Annotated in this window: 10 protein-coding genes; all 10 read left to right on the top strand. The window is 60.8% G+C overall.

Annotated features, from left to right (window positions below; all coding sequences use genetic code 11):
* The first annotated feature begins 34 nt into the window (after nucleotides 1-34).
* Genes KY494_RS29035 through KY494_RS28990 form a run of 10 tightly spaced genes read left to right on the top strand, consistent with a single transcriptional unit; the run spans nucleotide 35 to nucleotide 12,120 of the window.
* Entirely contained in the window at nucleotides 35-361 is a 327-nt protein-coding gene (locus tag KY494_RS29035) for a capsid cement protein (RefSeq protein ID WP_219889315.1), read from the top strand.
* Nucleotides 361-678: a hypothetical protein gene (locus KY494_RS29030; RefSeq protein WP_219889314.1), complete on the top strand. Its 318-nt coding sequence runs from the start codon at nucleotides 361-363 to the stop codon at nucleotides 676-678. Before KY494_RS29035 ends, KY494_RS29030 begins: the two co-directional genes overlap by 1 nt.
* Nucleotides 675-1,118 (top strand): hypothetical protein, encoded by a 444-nt coding sequence (locus tag KY494_RS29025; RefSeq protein WP_219889313.1) that lies wholly within the window; start codon nucleotides 675-677, stop codon nucleotides 1,116-1,118. The genes KY494_RS29030 and KY494_RS29025 overlap by 4 nt, the downstream gene beginning before the upstream one ends.
* Entirely contained in the window at nucleotides 1,118-1,288 is a 171-nt protein-coding gene (locus KY494_RS29020) for a hypothetical protein (protein WP_219889312.1), read from the top strand. The genes KY494_RS29025 and KY494_RS29020 overlap by 1 nt, the downstream gene beginning before the upstream one ends.
* A 3-nt stretch (nucleotides 1,289-1,291) precedes the next feature.
* Nucleotides 1,292-2,263, top strand: a complete 972-nt coding sequence (locus KY494_RS29015; protein WP_219889311.1) for a phage tail tube protein — start codon at nucleotides 1,292-1,294, stop codon at nucleotides 2,261-2,263.
* A 40-nt stretch (nucleotides 2,264-2,303) separates the two neighbouring features.
* On the top strand, nucleotides 2,304-2,651 hold the full coding sequence (locus tag KY494_RS29010) for a hypothetical protein (RefSeq protein WP_219889310.1): 348 nt from the start codon (nucleotides 2,304-2,306) through the stop codon (nucleotides 2,649-2,651).
* A 17-nt stretch (nucleotides 2,652-2,668) separates the two neighbouring features.
* Nucleotides 2,669-3,013, top strand: coding sequence for a DUF1799 domain-containing protein (locus KY494_RS29005; protein ID WP_219889309.1), 345 nt, complete (start codon nucleotides 2,669-2,671; stop codon nucleotides 3,011-3,013).
* On the top strand, nucleotides 3,003-8,411 hold the full coding sequence (locus tag KY494_RS29000; RefSeq protein ID WP_219889308.1) for a tape measure protein: 5,409 nt from the start codon (nucleotides 3,003-3,005) through the stop codon (nucleotides 8,409-8,411). Before KY494_RS29005 ends, KY494_RS29000 begins: the two co-directional genes overlap by 11 nt.
* Nucleotides 8,408-9,880 (top strand): hypothetical protein, encoded by a 1,473-nt coding sequence (locus KY494_RS28995; RefSeq protein WP_219889307.1) that lies wholly within the window; start codon nucleotides 8,408-8,410, stop codon nucleotides 9,878-9,880. Before KY494_RS29000 ends, KY494_RS28995 begins: the two co-directional genes overlap by 4 nt.
* Nucleotides 9,877-12,120 carry a hypothetical protein gene (locus KY494_RS28990; RefSeq protein WP_219889306.1) on the top strand — a complete coding sequence of 748 codons (2,244 nt, stop codon included), beginning with the start codon at nucleotides 9,877-9,879 and terminating at the stop codon, nucleotides 12,118-12,120. Before KY494_RS28995 ends, KY494_RS28990 begins: the two co-directional genes overlap by 4 nt.
* Nucleotides 12,121-12,152 lie beyond the last annotated feature (32 nt).

Raw genomic sequence — 12,152 nt, 5'->3', positions numbered from 1 at the left:
CGGCGGCGCACCAATCCACGACATAGGAGCCATCATGGCCAAGAACTATATTCAAGAAGGTAACGTCCTGAGCTACACGGCCACTGCCGCTGTCGCATCTGGTGCAGTGGTCGTGATCGGCAAGCGCATCGCCATCGCCTTGGCCGACATCGCCGTCGGCGAGACTGGCGCGATCACCGCCGAAGGCGTATTTGCAGTCGCCAAGCTGGGCACGGACGTGGTCGGCCTGGGCGACCTGCTGTACTGGGATGCTGCCAACAATCGCCTGACTACCACCGCTGCCGGCAACACGGCGGCGGGCTTCACCGCGGCGCCAGCTGGTGCAGGCGTCGGCACGGTCAACATCAAGATCAACGCCTGATGTTCGACGTCCTCGAAGCGCGCATGAACTGCACAGCGCATAAAAAACTGGCCAACGCTAAGGCGATCATCGGCACCAGCACGGTGCCGGTGATCTTCGATGCCGAGTATTCGGCGGCCACGGTTGGTGGTGCGCAGATGGGCGCTTCGACGCCGCAAATGCAGATCATGAATAGCGATGTGCCGGCTGATTTCGCAGGCAGCATCATCCAGATCGCTGTCGGCGCTAGCGCCCCTGTTGCCTGGAGTGTTGCCGAGCGCCGGCCGGATGGTGAGCAACCGGCCGGCATCACGCTGGTATTCCTGGAGCGTCCATGAACAGTGCGCAGTTCGGCGTGGTCAGCGCCATCCTGGAGCAACTGCGCGTCGAGCCGGCGCTGGCTGGGGGCCGCATTTATCGCTCGCGCACCCGCGCCATCGGTACCGACCAGCCCAGCGCCATCGTAGTGCGGGTCGAGCGCAGCACCTCGACCCTGGCTGAGATTATTGGTGGCCCGACTACCTGGGCCACGCTGGTCAACGTCGAATGCTATGCGCGCGCCACGGGTAGCGAGCCGGACGCGGTCGCCGATGCGCTGCTGATGGATGTATTTGACCGCCTGGCGCTGGCGCCGACGCTCGGAGGGGCTGCCATGTCGTTTGAGCCATTGCCCGGCGACACGCTGTCGTGGGAAGTTGACGAGCTCGATTCAAAAATTGCATGTATTACCGCCAAATTCGTCGTGATGCACAAAACAAAAGGAAGGACCTTGACCTGATGGATATTAATACACCCAAGCCGCCGGCAGCACCAGCCCCCTCGGTGGCTGCCACACCCGCACCTATCCGGCATGCCGAGCCGAAAACGGGCGGCAGCTACACCCGCAACCCTGTTGACGGCTCGCTCGTCAAGAATCCGGCCACGGCCACGCAACTCAACCAGGAGTAATCCATGTCTCGCCTCATTCGCAATACGGCGATCCTCGCCAAGATCGAGCCAGTATACGGTGTCGACGCAGTGCCAACTGGCGCGGCCAACGCAATGCTGGTCAGCACGCTGAGCATCAACCCGCTGAACGCGCAAAACGTCGACCGCAATAATATCCGGCCATACCTTGGCGGTGACGAGCAGCTGGTCGGTAGCCGCCACGTTGAAATGGGTTTCGACGTCGAACTGGTCGGTGCCGGCACACTGGGTACCGCGCCTGCGTGGGGTCCGCTGCTGCGCGCCTGTGGTTTCGCCGAGGTCATCACGGCAGGCGTGCGTGTGGATTATGTCCCGATTTCAACAGGTTTCGAATCGGCCACCATTTACTGGTATGACGATGGCGTGCTGCATAAAGGCTTGGGCGCGCGCGGTACCGCTTCGCTGAAGTTGAGCGTTGGCGAAAAACCAGTCATCTCGTGCAAGTTCGTCTGCCTGTACGGCGGCATTCGCGAGGCCGCTGCTCCAACGGCAGACCTGGAAGAGTGGCAAGTCCCGGAGATCGTGCTGGATGCCAACTCCGGTAAGCTGATGTGGGGTGCTACACATGCGATCACCACGCCACCAGCGCTGATCGGCGGCGATTCCTACCCGAGTAAGGGGCTGACGGTTGATCTGGGTGTCACCTCGCCGTTTCAGGCGCTACTGGGTGGTGAATCCGTACCAATTACCGAACGCAAGGTAACAGGCGCAGTGCAGCTGGAACTGACGGCGGCGCAGGAGGTTGCCGCCATGGCCGCCGTGCTGGCCACCGCCAAGACGAGCCTCGGCATGATCCACGGCACTGTTGCCGGCAGCCGTGTCGGCGTGTTCATGCCCGGTGTGCAGCGCATTGAGCCGTCCAAGGAAGACCTTAACGGCGCCCGCATGATCGGTTACAAGCTGCTGGTCAACCCGGTTGCCGGCAACGACGAAATCCGCATCACTACCAGTTTTTAAACCCAGGGGCCATGCTGGCCCCGCAGTCAGGAAATACATCATGACCAAAAAATACAAAATCGTTGTCGGTAATACCGTGGCAGTACTGGTGGCCGGCTCCCATACCAATGAGAGCGGCAAGGCCATCGCGTTCAAATTCACCTTGATTTGCAATCGCCTCGATGCTGCGGACCTGAAAACGGCCCTGGGCAGTGGCGAAACGCAAGTGGACGAGTTCATCTCCGGCGTCGCAACCGGCTGGCGCGATCAGCGCCTGGTGCTGGAGGAAGATGACACCCCGGCGGAGTTTTGCGCCGAGGCGCTCGAAGCCCTCCTCAATATCTCCGGCCTGGGCATGCTGTGCTTCACCGCCTACATGAAAGAGGCCGGCGCCAAGGCAAAAAACTAAGTCAGGTCGCGCGCCATGTGGCGCTCGGCCTGGTGGAATCTGAAGAGGACGAACAGCAGAGGCGCGAGGCGGCCGAAGAGGCGGCAGCAGTGATGGGGCTGCGGATTCGGCGGGCACCTGTCATCAGCGAGGCGCTCTACTTATGGCCCGAGAACGTGCCCAGCTGGAACTTGTTCCAAGCCATGAGCACGCAATGGATGGTCGGTATGGCCGGTGCAACCGGCCTGTCATATCCAGGCGTGGAAGTGGTCATGCGCAAGGCTCGCGTCAAGCGACGTGACGAAGAGCGTATTTTTCATGAAATTCAATGTATGGAGCGGGCGACCTTGAGCGCCTGGAGAGAGAAAACCGATGGCAAATGAATCACGCGTAATCATTACCGCCGACTCGGCCCAGGCGATCCGGGAATTCAATCGCTTGCGCACGCAGTCGACATCTTCTCTTCGCGATATCGCGTCGTACAGCGACAAGGTTGGCGCCGCCTTGGGAGCCATCGGTATGGGCACGGGGCTGGCCGCCATCGTCGGCATGAGCGATGAGTATACGAAATTCACTGCCCAGCTACGTCTGGCGACGGTGTCGCAGAACGAATACAACGCGGCCTACGCCGATGTGAAACGCATCGCTACTGGCTCGCAGCAGTCCTTGGCTGGCACCGGAACGCTGTATGCGCGCATTGCCAACGGCACGCGCGAACTGGGCACGACGCTAAAGCAGGTTACCGACATCACCGAAACCGTCAACTTGGCGCTGAGGGTTTCCGGCGCTACGGCGACGGAGTCAGCTTCGGCCCAGCTGCAGTTGTCGCAGGCCTTCGCCTCCGGCACCCTGCGCGGCGAAGAGTTCAATGCTGTCAACGAAGCTGCGCCGCGCTTGATGAAAGCGCTGGCAGACGGTATGGGACTGCCTATTGGCGCTCTCAAGGGTCTTGCCGGCGAGGGAAAAATCACGTCCCAGATCATGGCAGACGTATTGCCAAAAGCTTTGGGATCGCTCCGCGAAGAGAGCAAGCAAATTGCCACCATAGGCGGTGCTCTCACGGTCGCTAAAGATGCGTTCATGGAGTTGACGGCTGTCAAAGCGCAGGCCAACGGAACTGTATCTGCACTGACTACCGGCATTCGACTCTTGTCGGAAAACATGGCGATACTGATGGGTACCATCACGACGCTCACTGCCGCTAAATTGGGCACATGGATGGGGAAATGGGTCACCGACACCTATGCTGCGACGGTTGCAAACAAGGCAGCGGCGGCCAGTAGTTTGGCGCTTGCCGTCACGACCAGCGAGGCCAGCGCCATAGCAGCTGCGGCCAAGCTGACCGAGGCGCGTGCGACTAGTACGGCGACTGGCGCCGCTGCAGCGCTGGCCACCGCCAGGGTTGCCGAGCTGCGCACTGCCATTGCAGCAGCCGAAGGCGAGGTGATGCTTGCCATCGCGTTGAATGGCTTGATCCCTGCCGAAGCACGCGCAACTGCCCTAGCGGAAGCGCATGCCGTGGCGATGTCGGCTGAAGCCGCAGCTGCTACTGCTGCCACCAGGGCAACCACCGCAGCTACAGTGGCTTTGACTGCCCAGGCAGCCGCGGCGACCCTTGCCACCAGGGCCATGGGTGTCTTGCGCGGCATTATGGCTTTTATGGGGGGGCCGATTGGTCTCATCATTACCGCACTGGGCGCGGCTGCTATTGCCTGGTCTCATTATTCCAACAAGGCAAAGGCGGCCGCGAAGGAAACTGCGGAAGTTGTAGCTGAAACAACATTGGAAGCGATTGATCGGCTGGACAAGGAAATAGACAAACTGAAGGAGCGTAACGCCCTGCGAAATGCGGTTCCTGTAGCCAAACAAGCCAATGATGCAGATAAAGATGCGCTGGCCAAGGCAAAAAAAAATATGGAAGATGCACAGAATGGCGTGGGCCGATTCTCATTGCGCTCCAAAGAATCACTTGCTCGATTGGTTGTCACTCTAACCGCTGATTACAACGCGCTGGAAAGCAAGATTGTGAATGCGCAGGAAGAGCGCACGGTGGATAAGGAGGGAACCAGAAATGACAGAATTAAAGACTGGCGCGCGAAGAATGGTTCTGCAAAAGACCGAATGGAAGCCGAGCTTGCCGAGTTGCGTACGAAATTTGGATCCATCCCAGCTGACATTGAAGTTATGGTCCGGGCCAAATACGTTGATAAGGGCGCAGCATCTGCCCTGAAACAGGAAGAGAATGCCTATAAGTCATTGGTGACCTCTATTCAAGAGAAACTGGAAGCCAATAAGCTGGAGGCGCTCGGCTTTGAAAATATGACCGACGCGCAAAAAATGACGGTTAAGTTGAATGCCGCCATCCTGGCTGATAAAACCAAATTGAATGCGGCCGACATCGAACGCGCCCGGGTGCTGATCGCCCAAGTCGCAAGCGAAGATGCACAGCTTCTTTCAGCCAAGAGCGTCAAAAAAGCCGTCCAGGAACTGAAGGATGGTCGTGACCAAGAGGCCGCGGCAGCTTACGACGAGATCGAAGCAAATAAACAAGCCATCGCTACCTACGGCATGTCAAAAGCCCAGATTGAGGCGCTGACCCTGGCCCGTATGGAGGATCGCCTGGCTCGGCGTGGCCCGCAGGACCTTGACCTGGACGAGGCAGAAGTTAATCACCTGATGCGCATGATTGGCCTGCAAAAAGAAAAAGCGGCCACGGCCGGCACGTTGGGGGCGCTTGACACGGGCTCCAACGTCGCAAAGGCCAAGGAGCTCCTCGACATCCTAACCGCCGTCGATGCCGCCACAAAATCCGCTGCCGACGGCATGGCCGCGTCCTTTGGGAAGGTCGGCAGCGCCATCGGCGGACTGACGACCGCGCTCTCTGGCTACGCGGTGCAGCAGCAGGCTATCGCCGCACAACTGGCTACTGTCAAAGCCGACCCCAAAAGCAGCGCCGATGCGATCGCCAAAGCCGAGATCGCGGCAACGCGTGGAAGTGCCCAGGCGAAGATCAAAAGCTATGGCGATATGGCCGGCGCAGCCAAAGGCTTTTTCAAGGAAAACACTGTCGGCTACAAGGTGATGGAGTCGACTGAGAAGGCCTTCCGCGCCTACGAAATGGCGATGGCCGTCGAGTCAATGGTCAAAAAGATATTCTTCAAAGAAGCGGAGGTTGCCGCCAATCTGACCTTGAACGCCACCAAGTTGACCGGAGAGGCGACGACCACGGCCGCGTCCACCGGTCTGGCTGCGACCGAGGCCAGCGCCTGGGGCATTACTGCCGTGGTGAAGGCCTTGGCCAGCCTGCCGTTCCCGCTCAACCTGGCGGCCGGCGCCGCGACGCTGGCGGCCGTGGTCGCCATTGGCGCCAAGATGCTGGGCGGCATGGGTGGTAGCAGTGTGAGCTTGTCCGAACAACGCCAGGCTGCCAACGGTACCGGCTCGGTGCTGGGAGACTCGTCGGCGAAATCCGAATCGATCGCCCACAGCCTGGCCATCATGGAGAAAAACTCCGGCCTGGGCCTGGCGCACACCATTTCTATGGACCAGTCGCTGAAACAGATGGTGGCCGGCATCGGTAACCTGGGCAACCTGCTGGCGCGCTCGGGTATCACCGCCGCTGGAGCTGGCGCGACGGCGGGCATCACCACTGGCAGCACGCCCACGTTGGGTAAGGTCGGACAAGGCGTGTTGACGGGTGCTGCGACGTATGGCGGCGCGGTGCTGGGCGGCAGTATTGCCGGCGCCATGACCATGGGCACCATCGGCAGCAGCCTGACCATGATGGGCGCAGTCGCCGGCCCCATCGGCATGGCCATCGGCGCCGCCATCGGTTTTGTGGTGTCGAAATTGATCAAAACGTCCGTGTCGGTCAAGGACTCAGGGATCACGGGCGCGGCCACATCGCTGGGCAACGTCGACGCGCTGGGCTTCGATGCCCAGGCGTATGCCGACATCAATGTCAAAAAGAAGGCGTTCGGCATCAGCTACAGCAGCAAAAACAGCACGAAGACGGCTGCGCTGTCGGACGAAATGAACGACCAGTTCACCATGATCATCACCAGCATGGGCGACACCATCCGCAGCGCAGCCGACGTGCTGGGCCTGGGTGGTGCAGCGTTCAATGCTCACCTCAATTCGTTCGTGGTGGACCTGGGCAAAATTAGCCTGAAAGACTTGTCGGCCGAGGAGCAGCAGAAAGCCCTGGAGACGGCGTTCTCGAAAATGGGCGACGACATGGCCAAGTTTGGCGTGGCCGGCCTGGCGCAATACCAGGCTGTCGGCGAGGGTTATCTGGAAACTCTGGTGCGCGTGACCAACGACTACATCCAGGTGTCCGACGTGCTGGCTGTGCTGGGCAAGTCCTTCAATACGACCGGCCTGGGCGCGGTGGCGCTGAGCGAAAGCCTGATCACTGCGGCCGGCGGTTTGGAGACGCTGACCAGCGGCACCAGCTACTTTGTCGAAAACTTCCTGACCGAAGCCGAACGCATGGCGCCAATCACCAAATCGGTGAACGATGCCATGGGCAAGCTGGGCATATCGGGTGTGGACACTGTCGACCAGTTCAAGGCCCTGGTGCTGGCGCAGGACCTGAACACGGCTGCTGGCCAGGCGATGTATGTGGGATTGATTGGCCTTGCCGAACCGTTCAAGAAGGCGGCGGACTATGCGGCCGAGCTGGCCGGTGCCACGGGCGATCTGGCCGCAGCGAACAAGACCGCCAGTGAGATTGCCAGCGAGCGTCGCGACCTGCAGCAGCAGCTCAACGAATTGACGAAAAGCGAAACGGCGTTGCTGGCCATCCAGCGCGCTGGCATCGCCGACGTCAACAAGGCGCTCTTCGACCAGGTGCAGGTGGAAAAAGCGGCGGCTGCCGCGCGTGATGCGGCGGCCAAGACTTTGGTGACCGCCAAGGATGCGTTGACCAGTGCCTACCAAGCCGAAAGCTCGGCGGCGCAAAGTGCGCTCGATAAGGTGAAGAACTGGGTTTCGAGCCTCAATAGCATGAGTGCCGGCCTGGCCCTTGGCAATCTGTCCACCCTGACGCCAGAGCAGAAATATGCCGAGGCAAGGGCGCAATTCGAGAAAACGCTGGCGGCAGCCAGGGGTGGCGATGCGGAAGCGCAATCGGGCCTGTCGGCCGCAGAGCAGGCATTCCTGACGGCGTCCCAGCTGGTGAATGCGAGCAGCACAAAGTATGCGGCAGATTACGCCCTGGTACAGGCGGCCAATGCTGAGGCGCTGAAGTATGCGGCTGCGCAGGTCAACATGCAGCAGGCCAGCCTGGACGCGCTCAAGGCCCAGGTGTCGGGCCTAATCACGGTCAATGCCAGCGTGCTGACGGTGGCGCAGGCCATCGACGGGCTACGGGCGGCGATGGGTGTCGCTACCCGCCTGGGGGTGCCGTTCGATGGCTCCCATGCCGGCGGCCTGGTCAGTGTGCCATTCAACGGTTATGCGGCCGAGTTGCACCAGGGCGAGGTGGTGGTGGATGCCGCAGCAGCGGCCGCCATGCGTCGCTATTTTGGTGGTGCGCCAAGTCAGGGCGGCGGGAATACGGACGCTCTCGTGGCCGAAATCCGCTCCCTGCGCGAAGAGAACAAGGCAACGCGTGAAGAGCTCAGGGGCTTGCGTGCCGATCAGGCCAAGCAAACCGGCGACATCATTCTGGGAAATTACGATGCGTCGGACAAGGCCGCCATCAAGCAAGTGGCTGGTGCCAAGTCGGCAGCTATGGCGCCAATTTATGCGGAAAAGATGAAGGCTAAATTAGTATGAGCGATATAGATTTCTTGGCCTGGCTGAAAAACCCGCTGGCGATCCCGCTGGTTTTGATCGAGGTGGCCGTGTGCGTCTCGGGTGTGGAGACGACAAAGTATTTGTCCACTGGCGTTTTCGTCACTGGTCCGGCCGACACGCCGTCCAATCTCGCCTATGAACCCATCGTGTCGACGGGCGTGCAGTTTAGCGAGCAGCTGTCGCTCGATGGCGAGGCCAGCCTCTCTACCGGGGATATTGAGTTGAGCAACGCCAATGGCGAGCGTGACGGCTGGCTCGGTGCTGGCAGCGTCTGGACGAACCGGCCGGTGCGGGCATGGATAGGTGATCCGCGCTGGCCAAGGGCGGACTTCCGCATGATCTTTAACGGCATCGTGGCTGATATCGCACCGAAGGGACGCAACATGCTGGCCCTGAAGCTGCGCGACAAGATGCAGCGCCTCAACGCGCCGGCCACTGAAAGCAAGTTGGCCAGTTCGCTGAATGCCGACGCCGTTTTGCCGCTGTCCTTTGGCGAGGTACACAACATCACGCCCTTGCTGGTCGATGCGGTCATGCTGCAGTACCAGGTGCATGACGGCGCGTGCGAGAGTATTTTTGAGGTGCGTGACAACGGCCTGCCGGTGGCGGCCGTGGCGGTCAACAGCACGGGGAAATTGACGCTCAATGCCAACCCGGTCGGCGCCATCACCGTATCGGTGCAGGGAGACAAGCCGGGCGCCTACGCCAACACCATTGCGGCGCTGGTGCAGCGCCTGGTCACAGGATACGGCAGCGCGGCCGACAGGTTCACCAGCGCCGATCTGGATATCGCCAGCCTAGCGGCATTCGACGCAGCGCACCAGCAGCCCGTCGGCCTGTACCTGCAAGGCCGCACCAATGTGATCAGCGCCTGCGAGGCGCTCACGGCCAGCGTCGGCGCGCAGATGGCGCTGTCACGGCTTGGCCAGCTGCGCCTGATCCAGATTGCGCTGCCGGCCCCCGGCACGCTGACCGAGATCCGTCCGGAACATATTGTGGGCGACACGCTGGAGCCGACCGTGCGTCCCGAGGTCGTTGCGGCTGTGAAGCTGGGTTTCTGCAAAAATTGGACCCTGCAACCAGGCCTGCAAACGTCGATCCCCGCCCAGCACAAGGAATTGTTCGCAACCGAATGGCTGACAGCGACGAGCACGAACGCCCCGGTGCGCACCATTTATCGCCAGACGCTCGATCCAGTCCAGCAAGACACGATGCTGCTGCGTCGCGCTGATGCGGATGCCGAAGCGGCGCGCCAACTGGCCCTGTGGTCGTCTCCACGCATGGTCTACGAGTTCGAGGGGCTGCCGGAAATGCTTATGCTGGAGCTGGGCCAACCCATCGTGATCTATAACCAGCGCTTCGGGATGGAAGCCGGTGTGCCTGGGATCGTGATTTCCCTGGCTCCCAGCTGGGAAAGTGCGCATTGCAAAGTGGGAATTCTCGTATGAGCGTTGTTTTGAATGATCGTGATGCGATGTTGCAAGGCACAATACCGCGCAATATCGACCCCAGTGCCGGCAAGGCGTTGATTCTGCAAGCAGATACGCAGGCCTTCCGTGTGACGGAGACCGGCATCGGTTCGCCGGAGGCCATTATTTTGCGCGCGCAGCTGATCGGTATTCCGGGCGTGGTCATCTGGAGCGCCACCGAAGGCAGCGAGTTGACGGGCACGGGTAACGCCCGCAGCCTGGCGTTCACGGCGATGGGTGCGAGTTCAGTGACCGTGACCGCAAAAATCTCCCATGAGGGTGTGACGTACACGCAAAGCCGGGTCATTTCCAAGGCTTTCGATGGAGTAACGGGGGCGGCCGGCAGCAAAACAGCAACGGCATATCTGTACCAGTGGGCGGCGACGGCACCAGCGGTGCCAAGCGGTGTGACGAAATACACTTGGGCCACCGGCATCAATTCGACTTATTCCGTCAGTGATGGCTGGTCGGTGTCGGTTCCGGCCAATCCTGGCACGCCTGGGCTGCAATTATTCACTGCTACGCGGGTGTTGACCGTCGCGGGGGATACCGCCGTATCGACGGTCGGCTATGCGAACGCCGCCATTGCATCAATCGCAGTGAATGGCGCCGTCGGGCCGCAGGGTGTGCCGGGCGTGAAGAGTGGTACCGCGCGCGCTTACCAATGGGCGACGAGCGCGCCGACGATCACGGGCAGCGCGATCTGGACGTGGGCGACGGCCAGTTACAACACAGTGCCGGTGACAGGCTGGAGCGCGACCAAGCCGGCGGCGCCAGCGCTGGGATACACGCTGTACGAAGGCGCGGTCAATCTGGTCGACGGCGCCGGTGCCGCCACCTCGCCGATCAACTGGTCGACCGCAACGGTGGCGGCAATCGGCTATGCAGGAACGAACGGGACGCCAGGAAGCAACGGCGCCAATGGTGCCAACGGAGCGAATGGCACCAATGGCGCATCGGTCGCTATCGCCTACACACTGGCGGATGCCTTCACGCTCAACCTGACGCCGGCGTCGGTATCCCGCGCCGGCACCGCCTATCCGGCCACCGGCACCTGGGACGAGACACGCGCCTGGGTGGCGCAGCCGACAACCGCGCCGGCGGCAGGCCAGGCATGGTTTCAGTCGGTGGGCATCTACGATGGGGTCAATACGGTATGGGGCGTGCCGTACCTGTCGAACCTGAAGGTGGGCAGCCTGTCGGCCCTCAGTGCCAATTTCGGCAATATGACGGCCGGAACGATCACGGGCGTGACGATTTTGGGCACGACTATCACCGGGGGGCTGGTGCGGACGGCCGCTAGCGGCGAGCGTATTGCCTTGAACGAGAATGATAAGAACCAGTTGGTTTTGTATGGCGATGCGGGGGGCAACGGAGTTGAACCGCTGGTGACGATGGGTATGGTTGGCCCGGCAATTCTTTCGGTTGGCTCATATACTTCGTTGAATCCGAGGGAGGGAATTCGAGCGTTTAGCAACAGCGGCACCGCCTTATCGGGCCGATCCACCTCTGGATTTGGCATATCTGCGGAAAGCACCAGTTCGGTTGGTCTGTTCGCCAGAAGTACCACCGGATACGGAGCCTACATCACCAGCGACCGCTACATTGGCCTCAAGGTCGCAGTGGATGGTGGTACCAAGGCCGCCATTATTGCGGAGAGCCGCTACGGCAATGGCATCGAGGCGGCTGGTGCTGGCGGCGCCTACGATTTCTATGCAGGTGGCGTTGGGGCCAACTACGGGCCATTTACAGGAAGCCATGATGGTCTGGTCGAGTTGAATTTTGAGCCACTACAGGGCGATATCTTGGTCGATTTGGCCATTGCTCACCACGGCGGTATCTCGAATACGATTGCGATCAATGCGCTGACCACCAGGCCGCAGCAGAAAAACGTAATCGGTGTCTTCGTTGGCCAGCGCCCGCTGGACCCGGAGGACCCGCCAGCAGCACTCAAGGGCATCATTGGTCTGGCTTTTATGGCTGAGAAGTACAAATTGATCACCCTGAACTCGGTTGGCGAAGGTCAGATCAATGTCTGCGGCGAAGGCGGCGATATCAAGGCCGGCGACTACATCACCACGTCCAGCATGCCTGGCAAGGGCATGCGCCAGGCGGACGACGTTTTACATTCCTACACGGTCGCCAAGGCGCGCGAGCCGATTTCATTCAACACGCCATCAGAAACCCGTTTGATCGCCTGCACCTACCACTGCGGATAACCATGATTATTTCAACCCGATACATACCCGCA

This window comes from Janthinobacterium sp. PAMC25594, assembly GCF_019443505.1.
Taxonomy (GTDB): domain Bacteria; phylum Pseudomonadota; class Gammaproteobacteria; order Burkholderiales; family Burkholderiaceae_D; genus Janthinobacterium.
Note: the sequence above shows the minus strand (reverse complement) of the source record. Positions and strands in the feature narration are given on the sequence as shown.